This window comes from Jeotgalicoccus halotolerans, assembly GCF_003387165.1.
Taxonomy (GTDB): Bacteria; Bacillota; Bacilli; order Staphylococcales; family Salinicoccaceae; genus Jeotgalicoccus; species Jeotgalicoccus halotolerans.
Window position 1 is genome coordinate 519793 of sequence record NZ_QUMW01000009.1, and the last position, 25124, is coordinate 544916.

28 protein-coding genes are annotated in these 25124 nt (G+C 41.1%); 2 read left to right on the forward strand and 26 right to left on the reverse strand.

Translation table 11 applies throughout. The features are described from left to right. Positions 1 to 49: 49 nt before the first annotated feature. Entirely contained in the window at positions 50 to 1873 is a 1824-nt protein-coding gene (gene lepA / locus DFR63_RS03865; RefSeq protein ID WP_115884417.1) for a translation elongation factor 4, read from the reverse strand. 161 nt (positions 1874 to 2034) lie between these two features. Between lepA and rpsT the strand changes: the two genes are divergently transcribed. Further along, complete coding sequence (rpsT, locus tag DFR63_RS03870) at positions 2035 to 2280, forward strand: 30S ribosomal protein S20 (RefSeq protein ID WP_115884418.1); 246 nt, start codon at positions 2035 to 2037, stop codon at positions 2278 to 2280. Positions 2281 to 2328: 48 nt separating this feature from the next. Here rpsT and holA read toward each other — a convergent pair whose 3' ends face one another. Continuing rightward, on the reverse strand, positions 2329 to 3291 hold the full coding sequence (holA, locus tag DFR63_RS03875; protein ID WP_115884419.1) for a DNA polymerase III subunit delta: 963 nt from the start codon (positions 3289 to 3291) through the stop codon (positions 2329 to 2331). Positions 3292 to 3380: 89 nt separating this feature from the next. Here holA and DFR63_RS03880 point away from each other — a divergent pair, with 89 nt between their 5' ends. Next, positions 3381 to 3515, forward strand: coding sequence for a YqzM family protein (locus DFR63_RS03880; protein WP_115884420.1), 135 nt, complete (start codon positions 3381 to 3383; stop codon positions 3513 to 3515). Positions 3516 to 3524: 9 nt separating this feature from the next. Here DFR63_RS03880 and DFR63_RS03885 read toward each other — a convergent pair whose 3' ends face one another. The 24 genes from DFR63_RS03885 to DFR63_RS04000 form a co-directional block, all read right to left on the reverse strand. Beyond that, on the reverse strand, positions 3525 to 5780 hold the full coding sequence (locus tag DFR63_RS03885; protein WP_115884421.1) for a DNA internalization-related competence protein ComEC/Rec2: 2256 nt from the start codon (positions 5778 to 5780) through the stop codon (positions 3525 to 3527). After that, complete coding sequence (locus tag DFR63_RS03890; protein ID WP_115884422.1) at positions 5780 to 6238, reverse strand: ComE operon protein 2; 459 nt, start codon at positions 6236 to 6238, stop codon at positions 5780 to 5782. Before DFR63_RS03890 ends, DFR63_RS03885 begins: the two co-directional genes overlap by 1 nt. A gap of 9 nt (positions 6239 to 6247) precedes the next feature. Beyond that, positions 6248 to 6880, reverse strand: a complete 633-nt coding sequence (locus DFR63_RS03895) for a ComEA family DNA-binding protein (RefSeq protein WP_245954123.1) — start codon at positions 6878 to 6880, stop codon at positions 6248 to 6250. A 103-nt stretch (positions 6881 to 6983) separates the two neighbouring features. Beyond that, positions 6984 to 7706: a class I SAM-dependent DNA methyltransferase gene (locus tag DFR63_RS03900; protein WP_115884424.1), complete on the reverse strand. Its 723-nt coding sequence runs from the start codon at positions 7704 to 7706 to the stop codon at positions 6984 to 6986. Then, on the reverse strand, positions 7696 to 8034 hold the full coding sequence (gene rsfS, locus DFR63_RS03905; RefSeq protein ID WP_115884425.1) for a ribosome silencing factor: 339 nt from the start codon (positions 8032 to 8034) through the stop codon (positions 7696 to 7698). The genes DFR63_RS03900 and rsfS overlap by 11 nt, the downstream gene beginning before the upstream one ends. Before the next feature lie 4 nt (positions 8035 to 8038). Further along, positions 8039 to 8608, reverse strand: coding sequence for a bis(5'-nucleosyl)-tetraphosphatase (symmetrical) YqeK (gene yqeK, locus DFR63_RS03910; RefSeq protein WP_115884426.1), 570 nt, complete (start codon positions 8606 to 8608; stop codon positions 8039 to 8041). Beyond that, entirely contained in the window at positions 8598 to 9161 is a 564-nt protein-coding gene (gene nadD, locus DFR63_RS03915; protein WP_115884427.1) for a nicotinate (nicotinamide) nucleotide adenylyltransferase, read from the reverse strand. The genes yqeK and nadD overlap by 11 nt, the downstream gene beginning before the upstream one ends. Continuing rightward, positions 9158 to 9451 (reverse strand): ribosome assembly RNA-binding protein YhbY, encoded by a 294-nt coding sequence (yhbY, locus tag DFR63_RS03920; protein ID WP_115884428.1) that lies wholly within the window; start codon positions 9449 to 9451, stop codon positions 9158 to 9160. Before yhbY ends, nadD begins: the two co-directional genes overlap by 4 nt. Next, on the reverse strand, positions 9448 to 10245 hold the full coding sequence (gene aroE / locus DFR63_RS03925) for a shikimate dehydrogenase (protein ID WP_115884429.1): 798 nt from the start codon (positions 10243 to 10245) through the stop codon (positions 9448 to 9450). The genes yhbY and aroE overlap by 4 nt, the downstream gene beginning before the upstream one ends. Before the next feature lie 2 nt (positions 10246 to 10247). After that, entirely contained in the window at positions 10248 to 11354 is a 1107-nt protein-coding gene (yqeH, locus tag DFR63_RS03930) for a ribosome biogenesis GTPase YqeH (RefSeq protein ID WP_115884430.1), read from the reverse strand. Position 11355: 1 nt separating this feature from the next. Continuing rightward, positions 11356 to 11880, reverse strand: coding sequence for a YqeG family HAD IIIA-type phosphatase (locus DFR63_RS03935; protein WP_115884431.1), 525 nt, complete (start codon positions 11878 to 11880; stop codon positions 11356 to 11358). Between the two features lie 180 nt (positions 11881 to 12060). Then, positions 12061 to 12762 carry a 5'-methylthioadenosine/adenosylhomocysteine nucleosidase gene (locus DFR63_RS03940; RefSeq protein ID WP_115884432.1) on the reverse strand — a complete coding sequence of 234 codons (702 nt, stop codon included), beginning with the start codon at positions 12760 to 12762 and terminating at the stop codon, positions 12061 to 12063. Beyond that, positions 12755 to 13231, reverse strand: a complete 477-nt coding sequence (gene greA, locus DFR63_RS03945; RefSeq protein WP_115884433.1) for a transcription elongation factor GreA — start codon at positions 13229 to 13231, stop codon at positions 12755 to 12757. The genes DFR63_RS03940 and greA overlap by 8 nt, the downstream gene beginning before the upstream one ends. 36 nt (positions 13232 to 13267) lie before the next feature. After that, positions 13268 to 13888 carry a uridine kinase gene (gene udk / locus DFR63_RS03950; protein WP_026858210.1) on the reverse strand — a complete coding sequence of 207 codons (621 nt, stop codon included), beginning with the start codon at positions 13886 to 13888 and terminating at the stop codon, positions 13268 to 13270. Positions 13889 to 13902: 14 nt separating this feature from the next. After that, entirely contained in the window at positions 13903 to 14511 is a 609-nt protein-coding gene (locus DFR63_RS03955) for an O-methyltransferase (protein ID WP_162842273.1), read from the reverse strand. A gap of 102 nt (positions 14512 to 14613) precedes the next feature. After that, positions 14614 to 15741, reverse strand: coding sequence for an endolytic transglycosylase MltG (gene mltG, locus DFR63_RS03960; protein ID WP_115884435.1), 1128 nt, complete (start codon positions 15739 to 15741; stop codon positions 14614 to 14616). A 57-nt stretch (positions 15742 to 15798) separates the two neighbouring features. Further along, positions 15799 to 16104, reverse strand: coding sequence for a DUF1292 domain-containing protein (locus DFR63_RS03965; RefSeq protein WP_115884436.1), 306 nt, complete (start codon positions 16102 to 16104; stop codon positions 15799 to 15801). 2 nt (positions 16105 to 16106) lie between these two features. Beyond that, positions 16107 to 16538: a Holliday junction resolvase RuvX gene (ruvX, locus tag DFR63_RS03970; RefSeq protein WP_115884437.1), complete on the reverse strand. Its 432-nt coding sequence runs from the start codon at positions 16536 to 16538 to the stop codon at positions 16107 to 16109. Next, entirely contained in the window at positions 16531 to 16794 is a 264-nt protein-coding gene (locus DFR63_RS03975) for an IreB family regulatory phosphoprotein (protein WP_115884438.1), read from the reverse strand. Before DFR63_RS03975 ends, ruvX begins: the two co-directional genes overlap by 8 nt. Before the next feature lie 59 nt (positions 16795 to 16853). Next, positions 16854 to 19484, reverse strand: coding sequence for an alanine--tRNA ligase (alaS, locus tag DFR63_RS03980; RefSeq protein ID WP_115884439.1), 2631 nt, complete (start codon positions 19482 to 19484; stop codon positions 16854 to 16856). Between the two features lie 248 nt (positions 19485 to 19732). Continuing rightward, positions 19733 to 22096, reverse strand: a complete 2364-nt coding sequence (recD2, locus tag DFR63_RS03985) for an SF1B family DNA helicase RecD2 (RefSeq protein WP_115884440.1) — start codon at positions 22094 to 22096, stop codon at positions 19733 to 19735. Between the two features lie 6 nt (positions 22097 to 22102). Continuing rightward, the gene (locus DFR63_RS03990; protein ID WP_115884441.1) at positions 22103 to 22747 is read right to left on the reverse strand and encodes a tetratricopeptide repeat protein; all 645 of its coding nucleotides are present in this window, start codon (positions 22745 to 22747) and stop codon (positions 22103 to 22105) included. After that, positions 22747 to 23850, reverse strand: a complete 1104-nt coding sequence (mnmA, locus tag DFR63_RS03995) for a tRNA 2-thiouridine(34) synthase MnmA (RefSeq protein ID WP_115884442.1) — start codon at positions 23848 to 23850, stop codon at positions 22747 to 22749. Before mnmA ends, DFR63_RS03990 begins: the two co-directional genes overlap by 1 nt. Positions 23851 to 23880: 30 nt before the next feature. Next, positions 23881 to 25014 carry a cysteine desulfurase family protein gene (locus DFR63_RS04000; protein ID WP_115884443.1) on the reverse strand — a complete coding sequence of 378 codons (1134 nt, stop codon included), beginning with the start codon at positions 25012 to 25014 and terminating at the stop codon, positions 23881 to 23883. Positions 25015 to 25124 lie beyond the last annotated feature (110 nt).

Below are 25124 nucleotides of genomic sequence, written 5' to 3' on the forward strand. Positions count from 1 at the left end.
TCCTCCTAAAATTAGAGGAGAAATCAAATGATTTCTCCTCTTGGTGTTGTTAATCTTCATCCATTTTTAAGACGGCGAGGAAAGCTTCCTGCGGTATTTCAACGTTCCCTACCGCTTTCATCTTCTTCTTACCTTCTTTTTGTTTCTCTAATAATTTCTTCTTACGCGATATATCTCCGCCGTAACATTTAGAAAGTACGTTTTTACCCATCGATTTAATGTTTGTTCTCGACACAATTTTTTGTCCGATTGCTGCCTGAATAGGTACTTCGAACTGCTGTCTCGGGATGATGTTTTTCAGTTTTTCAACGATTGCTTTGCCGCGCTCATAAGCAAAATCCCTGTGCACGATAAAACTCAGTGCATCCACTTTTTCTGCGTTCAAGAGAATATCCATCTTCACCAGTTTCGATTCCTTGTAGCCGATTAAGTCGTAATCTAAGGATGCGTAACCTTTTGTGTGAGATTTAAGCTGATCGAAGAAATCGAAGACAATTTCCGATAAAGGAATTTCATAGATGATATTCACACGCACATCATCGAGGTAATCCATCGTTAAAAAGTTGCCGCGTTTTTTCTGGCACAATTCCATAACAGCACCGACGTAATCGTTCGGCACCATAATCTGCGCTTTAACGTAAGGTTCCTGGATGCGTTCAGTCTTTTGCGGATCCGGCATCTGCGCCGGGTTGTCAACACTGACCGTTGTGCCGTCGGTTAACTCGACGCTGTATATAACAGAAGGTGCTGTCGCAATTAGATCAATACCGAATTCTCTTTCGATACGCTCCTGGACAATTTCCATATGAAGCAGTCCGAGGAAACCTGTACGGAAACCGAAGCCTAATGCCTGGGATGTCTCCGGTTCATACTGCAGCGAAGAGTCATTCAGTTCAAGCTTTTCAAGTGCTTCGCGCAAATCGTTATATTTTGAAGAGTCGATCGGATACATTCCGCAGAAAACCATCGGATTCATTTTCTTATAACCTTGCAGCGGTTCTGACGCCGGATTTTCCGCTCCGGTAATCGTATCTCCGACCATAGAATCGCCGACTTTCTTAATCGATGCTGATATATAACCTACATCTCCTACTGTCAGTTCATCTACAGCGAGCTGTTTCGGCGTGTTGATGCCGACTTCATTCACTTCAAAATCCTTGCCGGAAGACATCATGCGGATTTTATCGCCAGCCTTAACAGTTCCATCTACAATTCTAATCGACGAAATAACACCGCGGTACGGATCAAAGACAGAGTCAAAAATCAGAGCTTTCAGGGGTGCTTCCGGATTGCCGTCAGGTGCAGGAACATCTTTTACTATACGTTCAAGAATTTCTTCGATACCGATATTTGCTTTTGCAGAAGCATAAATCGAATCTTCCGCGGGAAGTCCTATTACATCTTCTATCTCTGCTGCGACTCTGTCAGGATCTGCAGCAGGCAAATCGATTTTATTAACGACCGGAATCAATTCCAAATCATTGTCTAGGGCAAGGTAAACGTTTGCCAGCGTCTGAGCTTCAATACCCTGGGCTGCATCGACAACTAGAATTGCCCCTTCACAGGCTGCAAGCGAGCGCGATACTTCATAAGTGAAGTCGACGTGCCCCGGTGTGTCAATCAGGTGGAAGGTATACTCTTCCCCGTCTTCAGCTGTGTACTTTAAACGGACAGCATTCAGCTTTATCGTAATACCGCGTTCTCTTTCAAGATCCATCGAATCTAAAAGCTGCGCTTTCATATCGCGGCCTTCTACCGAGCGCGTATTTTCCAGTAACCTATCAGCCAAAGATGACTTGCCGTGATCTATATGAGCAATGATAGAGAAGTTCCTTATATTTTCCTGCCTTTTCAAACGTTCCATATTGTTCATTTAAAATCCAACTCTCTTCATGTTTACAATGTTATAATTATATCAATGCAGAGAACTAACTTCAATTCATTTCGGATTGATTATTGCATAATAAGCTTATATTTGATAAAATATCTGTTGTTGCAATAAAAGTTGTACAACTTTATGTCGGAGGTGACATTATGCCTAATATTAAATCATCGATTAAACGTGTTAGAACTAACGAATCTGCTCAGAATCTTAATATTGCTCAGAAAAACGCTATGCGTACAGCAGTTAAACAAGCTGAAGCTGCTAAGAGTGAAAATGCTGAGAATCAAGCTGAGTTAGTTTCTAAAGCTGTCAAACTTGTTGACAAAGCTTCTAAACGCAATCAAATTCATGCTAACAAAGCAAGCCGTCTTAAATCAAAATTAATGGCTAACTAATAAAAAAACCTTCTTTATGAAGGTTTTTTTATTTTTGTCTTTTTAGCTTTATATTTCCAGTATAAATAATTCAAACAGTGCATTCCGGTCTAAATAACTGGATTTAAACTTATAGTCTATATCGCGGCAGACAATCATTTTTTTTAAGAGTGAATCTAGCGGATATTTTCTAGTATGTCTGAGTGCAAGTTTAACACGGTACGGATGGACTTTCAGCGCTCTTGCTATATTATCTTCCTGATACCCTTCCCCGTTTAAAATTTTCACCTGATACAGCAGCCTGAACTGTCCGATGACAAGATGGAGCAGTTTCATAGGTTCTTCTTTTTGCAGAATCAATTCTCTTGCGAGTCTGACAGCTTTTTGTTTTTCATTTTTTAAAATAAAATCCGTGAGCAGAAAAACGTTCTGTTCCAGTGAAACACTGACAACTTCTTCAATATCCTCAGTCGTAATATTCCCTTCTGCATACAGCACCAGTTTCGTCACTTCATTATGTACAGCTTCATATTTATAACTTGTTTTTTCAAGCAGCATATTCAAGGCTTCCGTGGGTATCTCGAGACCGTTCTGGTCGAAAACCGAGCGGACATAGTTCGTAAGCTCACTCTCATTCATTTCGTTAATTTCAATCAGTGTGCCACGCTCAGTGATTAATTTCGTTACCTTTTTTCTTTTATCCAGCTTTTCTGAAAGCACTGTAAATATGATGAGCGTGTCATCACTTTTATTTTTAAGGTAATCAATCAAAAGATCGATATTGTGGGTTACTGAGGTGCCTGATTTCTGAGCGGTAAAAAGAATCGCCTCTTCGACGACAATCACTTTTCTGTCAGCGAGAAAAGGAAGAGTCTGGGCCTCCTCTATAATTTGTTCAACTGGTGTTTCTTTAAAATTAAGTGTTGTATAGTTAAAATCGTCGAGAGCTCCGACATACTCTTTAGCAATACTTTTGATTTTATCTTCTATGCGGATAATATTAGTGCCATACAGAAGTTGCAGCAATTCCATAAATAATGCTCCTTAAAGTTTATAAATCTATTATAGCTTTTTAATTAAATTTAGCCTATACTGTAAGTAAGTGTTTAGGGGGTAATTACATGAATAAGTTTGAGAAAAATGTTCAGTCAAAAAATAATGACGTTATCGATGCTGGTCTTGCTTTTATAGTTGGATTTGTGGCATTTACTGTAATTTATGTTATTCCACAAGTATTCGCTATCGTTGCAGGATAAGCAGTCAGTTTACTCGGGCCGGGTTTCCGGCTCTTTTTTTGTGTCTTTTTTCAGGCATTGTTCACTGTCCCCAAATTTTGAACGGATACATATTGTATCATGATTTATACTAAACTCCACCATTCCCTTATCTTTCGTACTGATAATTCTGCTCCCGGCTAAATTTTCTATGACACTCACATGCGGATGTCCGTAACGGTTATTTACTCCCGCTGAAATCAAAGCAATTTCCGGTTCTACAGCATTGATAAATTCCTCTCCGCTCGATGTATCACTGCCGTGGTGACCCACTTTTAAAATATCACTTTCCAGATTATAGAGAGCTGTAAGTTCTGCTTCAGTTACAAGACCGATGTCACCTGTAAACATAATGCTGAAGCTGTTCAAGTGCGCTTTTAAGACGACGGACTGTTCATTGGAGTCAGGGGCGGCACCTGGCACAATCAGATGGTCAAAATGAATATTTCCGACAGAAAAATCCTCCATATCCCCGCTGTTTCTAATTAGCCCCCTGTGTTCGTAACTTACTGTTTTCAGCCAGTCATCGAATTTAACATCTCCTGTATTCATTATTATATTCCCCACATTCTTTTTACTGAGTATATTCAGAACTTCTCCGCTGTGGTCGAGATCCAGATGGCTGATGATAATTACATCGATAAAATCGACACCCTGTTCTTTTAAATAAGGCAGGAGTGTTTTATCGCTTAAATTAATCCGGTTCTCATCATGCTGGTATGTTCCGCCCGTATCGAGCAGCACTGTTTTCTTATTTTTGTGGTCCTGAATCACAAAGGCATCTCCCTGGCCGACATCGACCATTGTCAGCGTAAAATCCTTGTTTAAATGCTGCTGGCTCAAAAAGAGAACGAGCAGAAATACCAAAATACAGCTGATAATTTTTTTGATTTTGAATGCAAGAACATGTACAGACAGACGATATGTCAGAAACATCATTATAATAATACTCACATCCGGCAGATTTTTTACCGGAAACCGGTGTTTAAACGCCCCGGCAAGATAATATATACTGTCTTTCATCAAGGTGTAAAGAAAGTGGTACAGCATATCGATTGCAGGAGGTACATGGAAAAACAAAAGAATATTATAAACTATCACACTCGGAAAAATTATAAATGAAAACAAGGGTACGAAAAATATGTTCAATATAAGGCCGCTGATGCTGATTTCATTAAAATTTATAAGAACGATAACTAAAGTCGACAGCTCGCTGATTACTGTAATAAGAATAAGCTGAACCAGATTGGCACAGTTCATAAATAAGGGGCGGGCCAGCAGAATAAAATAAGTAGTGACATACGACAGCTGAAAACCGGCATGGTAAATGACATAGGGATTAATTATAAGCTGAATCAGAGCACTTAATGAAATGATGGCAAGATAAGGTTTTTGTTTGAAAAATGAACAGATAAGAAGCAACACTCCCATAAATACAGCACGGAGTACGCTCGGCGAGAAGAAATTCAAAAATAGAAAGAAGATAAGAGATATTATAATAATGACTTTAATCATATTTACAGGCAGCCGGAAAAACTTTAGAACCCCGAATATTACAGCACTTAAAAAAGCGACATGGGTTCCGGAAATGACATACAGATGGTAAATCCCGAGCTTCTGCAGTGCATCAAAAAATTCCGGGCTGATATAGTTTTTATTGCCGACTGAAAGTGTCAGTATGTCGAATTTATAATCATGTAAAGAAGAATCCAGCACTTTTGACATATACTTGTAGCGGATTAAAGAAAATTTTTGCGAGAAAGTCAGACTGCCGGATTCGCATTTTAAAGTAGCTGCATCATTCAAATATATCCTGCCGGACAGTTCATTAATTCTCAATGTCTGCTGTCCGTCATTTTTAATAAAGTTACGCTGTTCCTGAGGAAGTGATACGGGCAGACTGCCTGTGCAGATGTCCCCTATTCGAAGCGCAGCACTTCCCGCTTCGTCATACATCTCATAAGTCCTGTCATCACTCGTTACGATGTAATGCAGACTGTCAGTGTAATATTTATAATCTTCTATCACAATTTGAGACAGCGTACTCGGAGAGAAGCCCGGAGCTTCTCCTGAATAAATAAACGCAGCAGCTGCCGCGCTAAGAGATAAACTGATTTTAAACCACAGACTCCGTCCTTTTAAATAACTACTGTACAGTAAAATCGCATAAAAAAATAAGCCCGTCAAGGGGCTTATAATTATCGTGCATCCAGTAATAATCGATATCAAAAAATAAAATAAAGTCATTATATTGACTCGAAATACATATTCACTTTTTTACTGTCGAGTTCGACCAGTTCATAGTGTACATTATTTTTATCCAACAATTCAAGCGCATACGGATGATTTTTATAATCGGCCCGATAATATATATTTTTAATACCTGCCTGAATTAGTGATTTTGTACAATGCACACACGGAAAGTGAGTGACATAGACCGAAGCGCCTTCTGTCGACACACCGAACTTCGAGCATTGGAGCAGTCCGTTAATCTCTGCGTGGATAGTTCTGATGCAGTGACCGTCCTCTACGTAGCATCCTTCATCCACACAATGCACCTCGCCGGATACAGAGCCGTTGTAGCCTCCTGCGATGATCCGGTTATCTTTAACGATGGTTGCGCCGACGCTGAGACGTTCACATGTCGACCGGAGCGACAGCAGCATTGCTTGCGCCATAAAATATTCATGCCAGTTGATTCGCATAGTGCCACCTCAGTTTATAGTAATATACGGTTTTAGATTTTCGAACGTTTTGTCGCCGATACCGGGTATATTTTTTAAGTCCTCAAGAGTACTGAACAGCCCCTGTTCTTCCCGGTAAGTAATAATCGCCTGGGCTTTTTTCTCGCCAATGCCGTTCAAGGTTGTCAGTTCTGCAATGCCCGCAGTATTAATATTAACGAGTTCACGTTCACTCCCGGCATCTGATACTCCGCTTCCTGAAAATAAATCTGCCGTCGTCTCTTCTGTTTCCCCTTCAAAGGGAACGTAGATTACCATTTCATCGGCAAGTTTGGCAGACTGATTTACCGTCGCAAGATCTGCCTTATCAGTAAGACCGGTAATATCAAGAACATTTTTAACCCTCGCATCGATAGGCAGTTCGTACACGCCTGGAAGTTTAACTGCACCTTTTACTTCAACAAACAGCGTCGAAGAAAGTACTGCTGTTTCTTCTTTAGACTCTTCTGCCGGCAGTTCTTCGTCAGCTGAAGGCTCAAAACTAAAAGTTTCTTCTGGTGCTGCAAAGCTCGTGACTGCAAAGTAAACAATTATTGCGAGTCCTATCAGAATACCCGCTGCGTAAAACTTGTACTGTTCAAAAAAGGATTTGATATCCATCATTTTCCCCTCCATATAAATAACCTCTCATACTATATATAGGGAAAAACGGCGATTTATTTTTTTTTCGTACAAGTTAATTTATAAACCTGTAAAACTTTAAAAGTTATTTCTTCAGTATATAAAAGTTTCTTTCAGCCACTTCAGTAATAACATTAGTAATATCAAAGTCGCTGAATGATTTATCGATTATAAAACCTGCTTCATTAATCATTTTTAAAATTTCACTGTGTTTATAAGTCTGCTGATAATGAGTTTCTTCATATTTTTTATATAAGTCTCCGGAATTTCGAATGAAAAATGTCAATTCATGCCAAACACTGAGCTCCTCTTCACCGGGTACTGTCAGCCACGTGTAAAAAATATCCTCCGTACTGTCGGAATATAATTCATAATTAAAATCATTCTGCATTTTATGTTCAGTATGGACATCAAAAATAAAGACGCCGCCTGCTGATAAATGATTATATACATTTTTTAAAACTGCAGCAAAAGCTTCTTTGGAAGATGCATAATTCAGCACATCGGCTGTAGCTGTAATGAGCTCAAATGTTTCATCCAGCTCCATCGTAACCATATCCTGCACCATGTATTCGCTCACCGGATCGTTTTCTCTCGCAATTTTAATCATTTCCTCCGAGTTATCAATGCCGAGCTTTCTTTTGGCCCGCAGCATTTTTAAAATCTCTCCGGTGCCTGAGCCGATATCGAGTATGGAGCCGGCATCACCTTTAACTTCATTAATTATATCAAGCCACAAATTATACGGCATATCATAATTCAGGATACCGTATACTTCGGCGAATGTTTTATATTCGCTAGCCTCCAATAGTATCACCGGAATCTTTAAATAAGCGCTCTAAATTATAATACTCGCGTTCTGTTTTTAAGAATATATGAACGATAACATCACCGATGTCACAGAGAATCCATTTGCCGGTTTTCTGTCCTTCAATACTTATATCGAGGCCGTTTTTATGAGCGACTTCCCGCACTTCGTCGCTGATTGCCTGCGCCTGGCGTTCTGAATTCCCGTGACATATAACAAAGTAGTCTGTCACCGGGCTCGTTTCTTTTACATCATATACTTTTATATCTGCAGCACGTTTATCGTCACATGCCTGCACCATTAATTCCAATACTTCTTTACTTTGCATCCTGTCACTCCCTGGCCATATTATAATAATTAAGACATTCTAATGTCTTATGGTAAATCGTAGAATCTTTATTCAGCAGATGTCTGATATTCGCTTTTGTAATCGAATATACTGCGAGATCCAGATTATTCTCCCCGAAGACAATATCGCGTATATCATCGACGCCCGGCTGGCTGCGCTTAGGTTCGATGTAGTCCGCGACAAAAATAATCTTTTCAATGATCCCCATCTGCTTTCTTCCCGACGTATGATGCGCAATCGCATTTAATATCTCTTCGTCAGTAATATCAAACTTATTTTTCATCTTAACTGCTGCGATTGGTCCGTGCAGCACTTCAGTTTTATACTGAAGCAGTTCCGGATCAAGTTTTTCAGTCGTCACTGTCTGGTACATTTTACTTAATTCATCGTACTTCGCGTAATCGTGCAGTATACCGGCTAGAAAACATTTTTCCTTATCTGCGTTAAATATTTCCGCCATTTTTACTGCTGTTTCCGCCACCCGTTCGGAGTGTTTAAATCTTTTCTTCGGCAGTTTCTCCGCTGCAACTTTCAATGCTTTTTTACGTTTCATATAATCGCTGCTCCTTAATATATCCGTACACCTCTTCAGGCATTAAATGTCTGACTTCAGTATTTGTTTTTACTCTCTCTCTGATGAGAGTCGATGAAACTTCAACGATGTTCGTATTTAATTTTATAAACGGAGGTTTAACATTATACAGCTCGTCATTTCGATCGAGCACAGTAAATTTCGCAAGTTCGTGCAACTTGTCAGCATTCTTCCATTTATCAAATGAAATAAAGTGATCTGTACCGATTATAAAATACAAGTCATCGTCAGGATATTTTTCCCTCAAATACTTCAATGTGTCAAAAGTATACGTTACTTCTTGCTGATCAATTTCAAAAGTATCTATTTCTGCAAAATCATAATTTTCAACTGCAAGTTTCAGCATATTTAAACGATGACTGTCACTGGAACCTGCTTGTTTTTTTAAGGGAGAGGTAAAGGTCGGCACGATAATCACCTGATCCAATTCCAAGCCGATATAAGTTTCAGCGAAAGCATTAATGTGTCCGTTATGCACCGGATCAAATGTCCCGCCGAATACACCTATTTTCATGGCAGTTTAATTTCTTTGTTTTCCTTTGATTCTCTGTACAGTACAATCGTATTGCCCATTACCTGTACCAGTTCTGCACCTGTGCCATGGACAAGTGATTCAACGATGCTGTCTTTATCTTCCATACAATTTTGCAGTACTGATACCTTAACCAGTTCTCTTTTTTCCAGAACATCTTCGAACTGCTCAACAAAACTTTCTGTAACACCATTTTTACCTACTTGAAACAGCGGCTTCTCATGGTGTGCCAGTGAACGCAAATAGCGTTTTTGTTTACCTGTTAATGTCATTTTCTTTCCTCCATATATTGTTGCAGTGCAGTCTGCACCGCTTTATTGCTTCCGTGTTTCCCAGTCCATATCTCAAAGGCATCGAGCGCCTGGTTAACCAGCATTCCGAGACCATTCGCATTATTATTAAAGTAATTCATAAAAGGTGTCACCGCCGGATTGTAAATTAAATCCATTCCTGCAGTATCATCTGTAATAAATGAACTGTCCAGCTGGAAGGCTTCAAATACGTCTTCACCCTTCAGGCCGAGAGGGGTTGCGTTGATTACCGCATCATAAGATCCTCCTGTGAATTCGGTATTCAGCACACCGTTAAAGTCCGCAGTTTTAAACGATTCAAAACTTTCTCTTCTTCGCGCAATCACTGTCACTTCATCACCGTTATCGGCATGTGCACGGTAGACAGCCTTCGCCGCACCGCCTGCACCGAGAATAAGCACACGGCGGCACCCCGTTCCAAAGGCATCGTTAAATGCCTTCATATAACCTGTAATATCGGTGTTATAACCGCAGTATCGCCCATCTTTTATATGGACTGTATTTACTGCGCCAATTTTTTCTGCTGCAGGGGCAATCCAGTCTAAATGCTTCATAATTTTCTCTTTATGAGGCACCGTAACGTTGAAGCCGGACAAGTTATATTCATTAACGAGCGCTTTAATGTCCCCCAGTCCTTCAGGTGTGACTTCCAGCGCCATATAATCTGCCTCAACATTCAGCGCTTTAAAGTTTGCATCGTGGATAACAGGTGACAAAGTATGTTTAATAGGATAGCCGACTACAGCATAATTCATCTTTACTGCACTCCTTTAAAAATAGTCGAACGTACAGACACATTAACGCCTTTCGGTACAGTCACTGTGACGAACGCTGATTTTGCCACCGATACAAAAGTCAGTCCGCTGATTAAAATGTCGCTCGTCTGATCAAGTTCCAGCTCATGAATGTCGAAGTTTGTGCTTAAGTAAGCTTCTTCAAGTTCAGGAGGTGCCAGAAGACCATTGTAATGCTTATCGTAAAACTCTCCTGCATTGACAGTTTTCGTACGGTGCACATTTAAGTGATGATTGCAGTAGACAGAAAAGCTGTTGGCATCTCCTGATGTGTAGTCCACTCTCGCAAGGTTGCCGATAAAGAGTGTCTGGCCGCTGTTTAACTGAAAAGTTTTCGCTTTGATTTCTTTAACCGGTGAAACGTATTTTAAATCGTTTACTTTCACATAATGTGAAATCTGTGAATCGACGACAATTCCCGGAGTATCGTAGAGGGTCTGAGTATCACCGAGTGGAATATCGATCATCCCGAGTGTCGTACCCGGAATGTTGCTCGTCGTAATAACATTTTTTAAGCCGGTATTGTCTTCAAGCAGTTTATTAATTAATGTCGACTTGCCGACATTTGTCGTGCCGACAATGTATACATCTTTTCCATCTGCCATATCACTGATTTTTTTCATCAGTGCGTCCAGGTTCTGGCCTTTTAAGGCACTGATTGCAACTGTATCATTTGCAGTTATACCTGCGTCTTTCAGCATTTTCTTAGCCCGCTCAACAAGGCGGCTTGTATTTGTGGATTTAGGGAACAAATCTATTTTATTCACTACAGCAAGTACTTTTTTGTCTCCGACAATACGGTTGAATGACGGGATAATACTGCCTTCAAAATCGAACACATCAATTACTTTGACAATCAGGCTGTCCGTTTCATACAGCGAATTCAGCATTGTTAAAAAGTCTCCTGAATCCACATTTAATTCCTGTACTTCATTATAATGTCTTAAACGGTAGCAGCGCTGGCAGATCGGTTCTTCTTTATGAAGTCCGCTTGCCGGAATATACCCCTCTTTATTCTTATCTTCTGTCTGCAAAATGCTTCCGCATCCGACACATTTTATATCAGTCACATTATTCCTCCCATGTAATCATATTTTTTCTTTTAAAGTATTTCATTATAACACGTTCTATTCTGCGGTTTAAGTAGGTCGCCCAGCCATCTTTTTCTTTAACTGGCACGACGAGAATACTGTTGATATTTACCCGGTTTGCCCCAAGTATATCCGTCATCAGCTGGTCGCCGACCATTACGGTATTTGCTTTTTTAGTGCCGAGTATTTTTAATCCCCTGTGGAAATTGGCAAGCATCGGTTTTTTTGCTGCAGAAATATATTCAATACCGTGCGGTTCTGCAAATCCCGACACTCTTTTATGATTACCATTTGACAAAATGAGCAGTTTAATGTTCGACTCTTCAAGTGTTTTTATCCATTTTAAAACATTATCATCAGCATCAGCCGCGTCAAAAGCGACCAGTGTATTATCAAGGTCTGTCATTACAGCTTTAATATTATGCGCTTTTAAAAATTCCGGCGTAATATCTTCATACCGGCTGACAAAATGACTTGGCAGAAACTTATCTTCTATAATTTTCATAATATCTCCCCGGAAATTAAATTCATATTAACACAAAAAAAGCACCTTAAAATTAAGGTGCGCTTCCTTTACTCGATTATTTCAGGATCTTCTGTGTCAGTTTCAGTAAATACAACGAAACCGATAATAACCGTTATTACAATTGCAAGGATCATTAAAAATAACATAGTAACCTCCACATCACAGTTCTCTTAATAATGATTTTACAACTTCGGACGAGTGAACACAAGCTTTCGCGAGAAATTCTTCATAATTCATATCCGCTGCATCATTTGCAGAGTCGCTCATGGAGCGGATAATGACAAACGGCGTGTTAAACTGCCAGCAGGTCTGCGCAATACTTGAAGACTCCATGTCTACACACATTGCTTTTGGAAAATGCTTAAAAATATGTTCTTTTTCAGCATTACTGTCGATAAAGGAATCCCCGCTCACAACGAGACCGCTCGCGCCATTAATCTCATCATTTAAAGATAGAGCAACGAGAGCACGTCTGACAAGATTTTCATCGCTTATATAAGCTTCCGGCATGCCGGGCACCTGGCCGTAGCTGTAACCGAAATTAGTAGCATCCACGTCATGGTGGGCAACCGAAGTTGATACCACCATATCAGTCACTTTAAGATTTTCTCCCATGGCGCCTGCGACTCCGGTGTTGATTACATAATCTATATCGTATCGCTCAAGCATAAGCGCCGTAATAATACTCGCGTTAACCTTGCCGATACCGGACTGGATGAGCACTATATTTTTACCGTTTAATGTGCCTGTATAAGCTGTTGTATGTGCAAGCTGGTCTTCTCTTTCTATGAGCATCGCATTTTTTAACAGTTCAACCTCCGGCTCCATAGCACCGATAATTCCAATTGTATAATTAGTCAATTTTAACAATCTTGACTTTCATTTCATTGCCGTTTGGTAAAGCAACGTTAACTTCTTCTTTCAGTTTTGCTCCAAGAAGTGACTGCGCCATCGGAGATTCGTTGGAGATTTTACCTTCAAACGGATCAGCTTCCGCGCTTCCAACAATCTGATAAGACTCTTCATCACCGTCTGGAACTTCTTTAAATGTGACTGTTTTGCCGAGAGATACAGTATTATTATCTCCTGTATCTTCAATAATTACAGCATGTCTAATCATTTCTTCAATTTTAGTAATTTCTTTTTCGACAAACCCCTGCTCATCTTTAGCCGCATCGTACTCGGAGTTCTCTGACAAGTCTCCGAAACTGCGGGCAACTTTGATTTTCTCTACAACTTCCGGTCTTTTAACCGTTTTCAATTCTTCTAAATCTACATGAAGCTGGTCATATCCAGCCTGTGTCATTGGGTATTCTTTTTTGTTTTCCATCGTAAATCCTCCGTTATTTAAATTACTTCTAATATTTTATTCGTTTACCAGCGTGCGGATCTTAGTTGTAATAATATCTATCGCAACCATGTTCTCGCCGCCTTCCGGAATTATTATATCACTGAAGCGCTTTGTCGGCTCGATAAACTGCAGATGCATTGGGCGCACCACTGATAAATACTGTTCAATAACTGAATCCATCGAACGTCCGCGTTCTTTAATATCTCTGCTTAAGCGGCGTAAAATACGAATGTCAGAATCTGTATCGACATATAATTTTACGTCCATAAGATTTCTCAGTTCGTCATTTTCAAGGGCGAAAATACCTTCGATAATAATAACTTCTTTCGGCTCCACAGTGATTGTTTCACTGCTTCTTGTATGATTTGCATAATCGTACGTGGGAATATCTATCGTGTCACGATTTATCAATTGCTTAATATGTTCAATCAGTAAATCGTTATCAAAAGCGAATGGATGGTCGTAATTCGTCTGGAGACGTTCTTCCATCGTCTTATCACTTTGATCCTTATAATAATAATCCTGTTCGATTAAAACAATACTGTGGCCTTTCAGTGATTCCATAATCTTTCTCGTCACTGATGTCTTACCTGAACCGGAACCTCCGGCTATACCGATAATTGTCGGTTTCTCCATTCTGTTACACACCCTTAGTAAATTACGAGCAAGCCGTCGCCGACATTTAAAAATGAAGTCGTATACTCGCTGTCTTTCATTGACTGATTAAACGTTCTGACTTTGTCGCGCAGTTTACGCTTATTTTTATTTTCGACATTTTCATTGGCAATAAGTCCGCGGACAAAAATATTATCGACAATAACTAGAGCATCTTCAGTTAAATATTCTTTATATTTATTAAAAAATAACTGATTATTCCCTTTTGAAGCATCGATAAAAAGAAAATCAAACTGAGCATTGCCAAGTTCAGCTTCTTTGGCATCCGCTAAAATCGTTTTAATATTATTACTGTAGTCACTCGCCTCAATATTCTGATTGGCAATATCATGGCTCGCTTCATCTTTTTCAATCGTCGTGACATGAACACCTTCCGCCGCACTCGCAAAATGCAGAGCACTGTAACCTATAGCGGTACCGATTTCAAGAATATTTTTGACACCTTTAATTGCGATGTACTGTTTTACAACATTCAGTGCATCGCTGTCTATTATTGGTACGTGGTTATCAATAGCGTACCTGTGAATAGCAGGGAACAGTTCTTCATTCGTATTTAAATCTCTTACATAATTTATAAGTTCCATCTGATCACCATATACAAAAAATACAACTGATAACATAAGTTATCAGTTGTTAATCCATTACAAAAGATAGTACCATAATTCACTCTTTTTGAAAAGAGCTGATTACTGGTTATCTATATATTGTTCTCTGTTAGCCAGGTGCTCATCATAAGTTTCCGCAAAGTGATTATTACCTTCACTGTCAGCAAGGAAATAGAAATAATCAGTATCGGACGGATTCATGGTGCTCTGCAGAGACTCCTGGCCCGGTGACGCAATCGGCCCCGGTGTTAATCCTGTATTTATATAAGTATTATATGGATCATCGACTTCGAGATCTTCATACAAGACAACTTCCTGATGCTCTCCGAGAGCATAGAGCACTGTCGGATCAGTCTGCAGCGGCATAGCCGGATTGACAGACATACGGTTTAAAAAGACGCTCGCAATGCGTGAACGGTCAGCAAGAGACGTCGCCTCCTCTTCGATAAGAGAAGAGAATGTCAGGAATTGGTGGAAAGTCAGTTCCATAGGCTCGCCTTCGTAATCTATAGTATAATCCGGTACAGACGTAAACAGACTGTAGCTGTTCTGCTCAGTAGCATCAAGCATATTCCTCACAAGCTGTTTTAAATCAGGTTCTTCAGTTGTAATATCGTAGGTTGCAGGATATAAGTAGCCTTCAAGAGGGTATTTAATATCTTCAGCCAAAATTTCATCAGTCAGCATATCAGGGTATTCTGCTATCAGTTCCTGAATGAATTCTTCATCTTCCATCAGTGCCATAAAATCGTCGGCCGACACCGGCAGATTATTTTCCAGCTGGGTGCTGATTTCATCCAGAGTGTATCCTTCAGGCACTGTTACACGGTACAGCACTTCCTGATATACCGTGCCGGATTCAAGCGTCCTTGCTATCTGCTCAAAATCCATGGCGGGAGACATCTGATAAGTTCCTGCCTGGTAGCTCGAAATACTGTTTAAACGCAAATATAATTCAAACATCGTACCATTTTTAACGATGCCCTGTTCTTCCAGAATATCTCCGATATCACCGGCAGAATATCCTTCGTCAATTGAGAGTTCTACCGTTTCCGTGGAATTCTCATCTACTGGCTGCAGGCCTCCGCGTATGTATAAAAATGCGGATATGATACCGATAATAATAACAATAAGCAGTGCCAGCACGATGAACAGAGTCAGGTACGATGAAACATTTTTAGAAAATTTAACATCATCGTATTTACTCATGTGTATCTCCTGTCTGAAAAAATAGCTTCCAATAAATTATTGGAAGCTGAAAGCATTTTACTCGTCATAGTCGTCCATCTGAGTGTTAACTACTTCTTCGATCATATCCCATTCGTCGTCAGTTTCAACTGGCAGGAATTTACCGCCGTCACCGTCTTCGTCCGGTACATTAATCATCGGAATAAGTTCTATGTCTTCTTCTTCGTCGCTGAAATTACCTTCTTCAGCTAAGATTACGTAGTTTTTATCGAAATCAGGGTGATAAAATTCCAGCATCTTGCGGTAAAGTACTTCCGAACCGTCCTCATCATAAAGTGTAAGCAGTTCTTCTTCTTTGTTAAATTCAGTGTTTTCTTCGCTCATAATTATGCTCCTTTGTGCGGGTTATCCAAGTACCCCTGTAATATAAATACTGCCGCCATCTTATCGATAACCGCTTTTCTTTTCTTGCGTGATAAATCTGCTTCAAGCAGGGATCTTTCGGCCGCTACTGTACTCAGCCGCTCGTCCCACAGAGTTATTTTAACATCTGTGAGTTCAAGCGCAAGTAATTTGGCAAAGTGCTGCGATCTTTCACCGCTTTCACCGATTGTATTGTTCATATTTTTCGGCAGGCCGACAACGATGGTATCCACTTCGTTGGTCTTTGCAATTTCAACGACCTGGGCTATGCCGTAATCGCCGGCCGGTGTATTAATTTTAAGCGTGGTAAGTCCTTGAGCTGTCCAACCCAGGGCATCGCTTAAAGCTACACCGATTGTTTTTGTGCCTACATCAAGGCCAAGAATTCTAACCATTTATCTCTTTGGAAACATAGCTTTTAACTAAAACTTCCATTATTTCATCGCGTTCAACGTGGCGAATCTGATTACGGGCTTCATTATGGCGCGGAATATAGGCTGGATCTCCGCTTTGAAGGTAACCGACAATTTGGTTAATAGGATTATAGCCGCGTTCTTCCAATGTGTTATAAACGTTAGTGAGTACTGCTTTTACGTTTTCTTCTTTACGTTCATCAACACTGAATTTCATTGTTTTATCGAACTGGTCCACAAAAAAGCACTCCTATTCTTACTTCTGTATTTAATGATGATTATATCATCTTAGAGGTCCTAAATAAAATCTTTAATATACTCGTCAACAAACTGTAATGCTGCTGTTATACTTGCAACATCTGTCCCGCCGCCCTGAGCCATGTCCGGTCTGCCGCCGCCTTTGCCGTCGACAATACCGGCCATGCCCTTCATAATATCACCGGCGCGGACTTTCGATGTTAAATCTTTTGGAACAGTAACAACGAGTGATACTTTACCGTCCGTCACTGCAGCCAGTGCTATAATCGCATCCTGATTCTGCGATTTAATCAGGTCCATTTGAGCGCGAAGATCTTTCGCATCGGCTGCTTCAACTTCTTTTCTGATAACTGAAACGCCGTTTACTTCCAATGTTGCATCACCTAAATCATTTAATTTAGACTGCTGCAGTTCCGCTTTCAGTTTGTCATATGCATCCTGCTGCTCTTTTTTCTCTTCAAGCAGCTGTTCAAGTCTGTGTTCAACATTGCCTGTTTTTGTTTTAAGTGTACCGGCTACATTTTCGACTGTTTGCTCATATTCTTTGTAGAGCTCGACAGCGTATTTGCTGGTTACTGCTTCAATGCGTCTGATGCCTGCCCCGATTCCGCTTTCTGAGACAATTTTAAATACTCCGATATATGCAGTATTTCTGACATGAATACCGCCGCACAGTTCGACTGAGTATTCGTCAATATCCACAACACGCACTACATCGCCGTATTTCTCTCCAAACAGGGCCATAGCGCCTTTTTCTTTCGCTTCTGAAATCGGCATCTCTTCGATTGAAACATTTAAGCCGGCATAGATTTTTTCGTTGACGTTATTTTCAATTTCTGCCAGCTGTTCTTTGTTTAAGGACTCCAGGTGAGAGAAGTCGAAACGGAGACGTTCGGCCTGAACGAGTGAACCTGCCTGATTTGCATGTTCTCCGATGACATCTTTTAAAGCCTGGTGCATTAAGTGAGTTGCCGTATGGTTTTTCATAACAAAGCTGCGTTTTTCTCTGTTTACGGCAAGTTTATACGTTTCGCCTGTTGTTAGCGTACCTTCAGTGACACGGATAACATGAACATTTTGCCCGTTAGGCGCTTTGTACACGTAGTCCACTTCAGCAGTGCCGCCTTCATTTGAAATAATCCCTGTGTCAGCAATCTGTCCGCCGCTCTCCGCATAAAAAGGTGTCTCAGAGAAAATGACTTCAACCTGGTTTTCTCCGCTGTAATCATTAACGATTTTGTCTTCTGCCACTATATAAAGCAGGCTGCTTTCTGAGCTTGTAGTTTCGTAACCTGTAAACACACTCGGTTCTGTAATACTGTGGAAGGTCTCCGATTGAACCTGCATCGAGTCCCCGCTTTTACGCGCCTCTCTTGCGCGCTGTTTCTGAGCAGTCATCTCTTCGGTAAAGCCCGATTCATCAACTTCGAGACCGTCGAGTGCTGCATATTCTACTGTCAGCTCATACGGGAACCCGTAGGTGTCGTAAAGTTTAAATGCATCTTTACCTGCAATGACTTTATCTCCGGCGAGTGCACGGTCTCGGAGACCCTGATAAATCTGCATGCCGTCGTCAAGCGTCGTAAGGAAGCGTTCTTCCTCGCCTTTAACAACATCTTTAATGAATGAAGCTTTCTTTTTTACATTCGGGTAGAATTCACCCATGACATCTCCGACGACATCGACCAGATTGTACATAAATGCTTTATCGATTTTCAGGTCTTTACTGAAACGTACTGCCCGGCGGATTAATCTGCGAAGCACGTATCCGCGGCCTTCGTTTGAAGGCAGTGCACCATCGGCAATGGCAAATGTAACAGTTCTGATATGGTCTGAAATCACTTTAAATGCCGTATCCAGTTCTTCCGATTCACCGTATTTCTGTCCGCTGACTTTTTCAATTTCTTGAATAATCGGTGTAAACAGGTCTGTATCGAAGTTTGTTTTTGCATCCTGAATAACACTTGCGATACGTTCAAGACCCATCCCTGTATCAATATTCTGCTTAGGGAGCGGCGTATAGCTGCCGTCTTTATTATGGTTGAATTCACTGAAGACGAGGTTCCAGATTTCAAGGTACCGTTCATTTTCCCCGCCTGGATACATTTCTTCAGGCGGTGTTACCGTATCATAGTGCTCACCCCGGTCGTAGAAGATTTCACTGTTCGGTCCGCACGGGCCTTCGCCGATATCCCAGAAATTGCCCTCAATACGGATAATCCGCGATTCATCGAGACCGATAACATCTTTCCATATATTTAAAGCATCCGTATCTTCCGGGTGCACTGTAACGTACAAGAGGTCCGGATCAAAGCCGATCCAGTCGCCATGCGTTAAAAACTCCCAGGCACGGACAATCGCTTCTTCTTTAAAATAGTCGCCTATGGAAAAGTTTCCGAGCATTTCAAAGAATGTATGGTGACGCGCAGTGAAACCGACATTTTCAATATCGTTAGTGCGTATGGCTTTCTGCGCGTTAACGATGCGTGGATTTTCAGGCACGACACGGCCGTCAAAATACTTCTTTAAGGTTGCAACTCCTGAGTTAATCCATAAAAGAGAATCGTCATCGATCGGCACGAGCGGTGCACTCGGTTCCACCATATGATTGTGTGCTTTAAAGTAATCTAAAAACATTTGGCGTACTTCATTGCCTGTTAATTTTTTCATAGTTATCACTCCTGTAATTTTATAAAAGAATACAAAAAAACCGCCCCTAATAAAGGGACGATTGTTACCGCGGTACCACCCAAATTATGACATAGTCATCACTTTAGTTTTTCTTAAACTGACTGAAAGGCAGCACATATACGGATTATCATTGTTTTCACCAGCCACAATGTCTCTAAAAGTAATACCCGCATATTCGGAAATTCAGCTTTTATTAGTACCAATTATAATTTTATAATCATTTAGTGTCAAACAAATTCGTACGGAGTGACACTTTCCATGCCGATCATCGGATCAATCGTCATGTTTTCAATCATTTCATCTGTTAGATATTCGGGCAGCTCCCCCGGATCTTCTTTATATACTTTACAGTATTTTTGCAGGAACTGCTGCAGCATCGTATTTCTCGGAATACCTTCGCGTTTAATCGCGCTGTAAAAAGCATTGGCGTCGCCGCACAGTATTAATGATTCTTTCGCTCTCGTAATTCCCGTATAAATGATATTTTTCATCAGCATATGGTAATAACTCGAGACGATTGGCATAATGACAATCGGGTATTCACTGCCCTGCGCTTTATGGATACTTGTACAATAGGCGTGCGACAGTTCCGTCAGGTCACTGCGTTCATAGGCGATTTTCGTATTGTCATAATCCACAACGAGCGTATCTTTATCTACATCATCCGTATTTTTAAAGTAGATACCGTCGATAATACCGGAGTCGCCGTTAAAGATATTATCTTCTGTCCGGTTAATCAGCTGAATGACTTTATCTCCCGTCCGGAAAATTTTGTCGCCGAACTCGAGTTCTGTTTTGTCCTCAGACTCAGGATTTAAAATTTTCTGCAGAAGCTGATTTAAAATATTAATTCCTGCCGGCCCTCTGTAGATCGGTGCCAGCACCTGAATATCCCGCATGTCATATCCTTTTTTTACAGCTTTGGATACTACTGTATCGACTACATCGGCAATTTGATTTGTTCCTGCTGGAATAAAAAGTCGGTCTTTAAATTTATCGTTTATATCCATCGGTACGCCTTTGTCGATATCATAGGCCAGTTTGACAATTGAAGATCCTTCACCCTGGCGGTAGACAGTATCGAGTACAGTCGTTTTAATTGTCCCGGAACCGATTAAATCTTTAAAGACAGTTCCCGGACCGACCGACGGCAGCTGTGCACTGTCGCCGACAAAGACGAGCTTTGTATGAGGCATAACGTTCTGGATAAACTGATAAAACAGCCAGGTATCCACCATCGACATTTCATCCACGATAATCAATTCCGCATCAATTTCGTTGTCGATAATATCGTCGACTGCCGTATCCTGACCCCAGCCAATCAGCCTGTGAATCGTACTCGCTTCAATACCGGAAGTGTCGGCCATCCGCTTAGACGCCCGTCCCGTGGGGGCGACGAGTTTGACCGGATAGTTTTTCGGTTCATATGAATCGTAATCTTCATATTCAAAGATTTCCTGATACAAGGTAATAATCCCTTTAACTATCGTAGTTTTACCGGTCCCCGGCCCGCCGGTAATAATCGATACTTTTTCTGTCAGCGCATTTAAGATTGCATGGCGCTGCTTGTCGTTATAATCAATCGACAGCGTTTTCTCAATACCGCTGATGACATCTTTAGCATGTTCTAAATCAAGCTCATCAGGATTATGCGCGAGAATACTGCTTACTTTCTCGGCAGCTTTATGTTCTGAATAATAAATATTCGGCAGCGTGACTCTGTCTTCTGTAATAACAAGTTTTTTATTCAGTGCCAGCTGCTCTGCTGCAACGGCTACATCATCGCCCCTGAAATATATACCGGATGTATTCAGCCGCTCGAGCGTTTTTTCCTTTAGTTCTTCATGCATGATATAAGTGTGGCCAATGCTCGTAATTTCATCATTCAGTGTGTGCATCACACCCGCAACAAGACGTTCCGGATCATCCGGTTCTATACCTGCGTTAAGCGCTATCTGGTCAGCTTTTTTAAAGCCGATGCCGAATATATCACTGACGAGCTGATACGGATGGTTCTCGAGAACATTTAAGGTATCTTCCTTGTATGTATCGATAATTTTTGAACGTTTTGACGGTTCGATATTCAATTTAATCATCAGGAGATAAGCTTCATCTGCCACATTTGAACTGCGGACAGTTTCAGTAATCTGCAGTTTTTTAGCTTTTGTCAGCCCTCTGACTTCATTTAATGCATTATCATCTTTTACAATTTTGCTGAGCGCATCGAGGCCCAGTGCATCGACAATTTTTTCAGCCGTCTTCTCGCCGACACCCGGAAATTTATCGCTCGAGAAATACTGCACCAGGCCGTGGCTCGTATTCGGGATTTCTTTTTTAAATTCAGTAGCGCTGAACTGCTCGCCGAAACGGGCATGCTGCGTCACCTTGCCTGTAAATTTATAACTCTCTGTTTCCTGGATATCATGAAAATGGCCGGTAACAATTGCATCATCTTTAAATTGGGTGTTCGTCTTTGAGACATTGACACGCAGAACATGAAACCGCGTATCTGCACTCATAAAAATTACACGGTCCACATCACCGATAATATAAAGTTCATCATAGATAGATGTCTGTGCATCAGATGTCATAATGATCTACTCCAATTCTTTAAATTTTTGCAGAGCATGCTGCGCAAGATGATGGTCAGGCTGTATGTCAACAGCACGTCTAAAGTGTTTTTGCGCCGTTTTTGAATCTTCATCTTTCATATAAACGGCGAGACCGAGGTTGTACTCCGCATCTGCGTGATTCTGTACCTCTGTCACGGATGTCAGCAATTTTACAGCCGGTTCGTACTGTTCCAGCTGGCACAATGTTAAGCCGTATTCAAAATTGATATCTGTATCTTCAGGTTTTTTGTTATACGCAGCCTCAAAAAACGGGATACTCATTGCAAAATTATCTGTATTCATATAGGAACGTGCAATCATAAAATTTAAATCGCCGTCTTCATAATGTTTATCATAAACGCTTAAATACAAGGTAAGTGCTTCTTTATAGCGTTCAGCATTAAAGTACAGATTTCCAAGCGTGTAGCCCGCGCTGAAACTGTCCGGCTTCAGCACCAGCGCCTGCTGCAGGAAGCGTTCCGCTTCCTCTATTTTACCAATACCGCCGAGAACTACCGCTCCATTAATATAATGGGTTTCGTCTTGCGGGTTTTCATCAATCGTTTTAAAAATCAATTCCAGTGCTTTCTCGTGTTCTCCTGCTTCAATATATTTTTGATAATCAAACATTACGCAAGGTACTCCAGTGCTTCACCATTGCGGAATACTTTATCGATTGTCGCACCGCCAATAACTTTGTCTCCGTCGTATAAAACAACAGCCTGACCCGGAGTTACTGCACTTGCGCTCTCGTATGACACTTCAATCTGATCATCGCCCGTTACTTTAACAGTGACCGGCACATCTTTTTGACGGTATCTGAATTTCGCAGTACATTCGAAAGTATCTGCTGCAGGGTTGATAAAGTTCACATCGCTTGCCAGAAGACTTGTGGAAATCAAAGCTTCATGATTATCTCCCTGCACTACATATAATTCGTTAGTTTCAAGATTTTTTCCTGCTACGAAATACGGTCCGCCGTCCCCGCCGATACCGAGTCCCTGACGCTGACCGATTGTGTAATACATAAGGCCGTCGTGCTTGCCTTTGTCCACACCGGTATCCATGTTGATCATGCGTCCCGGGTTCGCCGGCAGGTAATTGCTTAAAAACTCCTTAAAGTCTCTTTCGCCGATAAAACAGATTCCTGTCGAATCTTTTTTATCTTTTGTTGCCAAATCGTATTTATGTGCGAGCTCACGTACTTCCGGTTTTTCCAGATGGCCGAGCGGGAACAGAACTTTCGACAGTTGTTCTGTTGTCAGCTGATTTAAAAAGTAGGTCTGATCCTTGTTGTTATCGACACCGCGGAGCATCGTTACCCCGTCATCATCGTGAATCACACGCGCATAGTGACCGGTTGCAACATAATCCGCCCCGAGCTTCATCGCATGGTCTAAAAATGCTTTAAATTTAATTTCTTTATTGCACATAACGTCCGGGTTCGGTGTGCGGCCTTTTTTGTATTCATCAAGAAAATACTGGAATACGCGGTCATGATACTCCTTCTCAAAGTTAACTGAGTAATACGGAATGCCGATTTCCTCTGCAACGAGCCTTACATCTTCGTAATCATTTGTCGCAGTACATACTCCAAACTCATCCGTATCATCCCAGTTTTTCATAAAAATTCCGACGACGTTGTAGCCTTCCTCTAGGAGCAGTTTTGCCGTTACTGAAGAATCGACGCCTCCGCTCATTCCAACAACAACTGTCGTGTCTTTATTCGTCATTAAAATACTTCCTTTCTTTACTCTAAATAATTATATAAACCCGTTCTTACCGAGTTTTGTGTATATAGTTTTAAGTTTTTCCGCGATATATTTCATGTCGTCTTCAGTCAGCTGTTCACCAAAGCTGAAACGGATAGAACTTCTCGCACGGTCTTCATTGTACATTGCTTCAATGACATGCGACGGCTGAACAGTTCCTGCATTGCATGCCGATCCGCCGGAGGCGTATATACCCGCCATATCCAGCGCAGTTAACAGATATTCGGAAGTAGTCCAGGGAAAGTACAAATTAACAATATGGTTTGTCTGTGTAGTAACGTCACCGTTCACTTCAAACGGTACTTCCTGCTGCTCTAGTTCCTTAAGCAGTGTTTCTTTTAATGATCGCAGCACTTTTGTATTTTCCTCGCGGTTTTCGTCTGCTTTTTCGACTGCTTTCATCATCGCGTAGGCGTATAAAGTATTTTCTGTTCCTGCACGGCGTTCCCGTTCCTGCGAACCGCCCGTAATCAATCTTTTCAGATGGGTGTTGCGTCTCACATACAGTACACCAATTCCTTTTGGCGCATGCAGTTTATGACCGCTCAGCGTCAGGAAGTCGCAGTTCAGTGTTTCTGTATCGACCGGCAGCTGTTTAAAGGCCTGCACTGCATCGATATGCAGCAGCGCTCCGCTGTCTTTTAGAACCTCTTTGATGTCTGCCATCGGCTGAACAGTACCCGTTTCGTTGTTGACCATAATAATCGAGACGAGTTTCGTTTCTTCAGTCAGTGCATCTTTCAGTTCATCGATATCGATCCGGCCATCTTTGTCGACGCTTAAATAAGTAACATCACACGTATCCTCGAAATCCTGATATGTTTCTTTAACAGAAGCATGTTCTACAGCTGTTGTGATGATATGCGGTCTCTCATAATAATCCGCTGTCCCGCGAATTACCATATTATTGGCTTCGGTAGCACTGCCGGTAAACACTATTTCATCCGGATGTGCATTGAGGCGTTTCGCTATATTTTTACGGGATGCTTCGTAAAACGCTTTGGCTTCCTTGCCGATACGGTGAATACTTGACGGATTGCCGAATTTATCCGCCGAATTGAGCATACTTTTTAAAATTTCTTCATCTATAGGAGTCGTGGCTGCATAATCCACATAAATTGACATGTTATCCCTACCCATCATCTACTTTTAATTCTTATAGATTTTACCATGTTCAGGCAGATATTTATACTTTTCTGCTTGATTATAAGACAATACTAGATGATAGATAAATT